The 738-nt window shown below is 38.5% G+C and carries 1 protein-coding gene; it reads right to left on the minus strand.

Features of this window, described 5'->3' with window-relative positions:
- Nucleotides 1-703 (minus strand): reverse transcriptase domain-containing protein (locus tag IV57_RS12870; RefSeq protein ID WP_269083234.1); only part of this gene is annotated, 703 nt, incomplete at its 3' end.
- Nucleotides 704-738: the final 35 nt, after the last annotated feature.

A 738-nucleotide genomic window follows, 5' to 3' on the forward strand; every position in this document is an offset into this window, starting at 1 on the left:
GGTTGCCACCTTGTGGCGTTCCTTTCTCAGACTTTTGAAACAATTTTCCGTCCATTACCCCACTAGTTAAGAATTTACGAATCATTCTCAATAACCATTCATCATCGATATATTGCTTGATGAATTTCATGAGTAAATCATGGTTGACCGTGTCAAAGTACGACTTTAAATCAAGATCTATCACATAGTGATAGCCTTGATTATAAAATTCCGTGACGCGTTTTATGGCATCATGAGCACTCCGATTAGGTCTGAAACCAAAACTATTGTCAGAAAATACTCTTTCAAAAACAGGAGTCATTGCTTGCGCAATTGCCTGTTGTACCATACGGTCAACGACCGTTGGTACTCCCAATTTACGTTTGGTTCCATCAGGTTTTGGTATTTCTACTCGCCTGACAGGGCTTGGTTTATATGAAAGGTCACTCAATGATTGGACTACCTGAGATTTATTTTCCTTAAGATAATCCAATAGCTCATAAACGGTCATGCCATCTATTCCTTGAGACCCTTTGTTTCTATAAACACGTAAATAAGCTTGATTAAGATTATCTCTATTTAAAACTAGTTCTTTAAATGAAATGCCACTCTTTATCGTACATTCACCAGAGGCGGTACTACGCGCCTCTGATTGCTTTCGATTTTCCAAACTTATCATCTTCAGATGGTCAGCTTTTTGCTCTGTTTTCTGCGATCTTCGCACCGTCTCCACCTCCAATATCGAAAAGAGTTATTAAT

The organism is Companilactobacillus kimchiensis (assembly GCF_001438805.1).
GTDB lineage: Bacteria > Bacillota > Bacilli > Lactobacillales > Lactobacillaceae > Companilactobacillus > Companilactobacillus kimchiensis.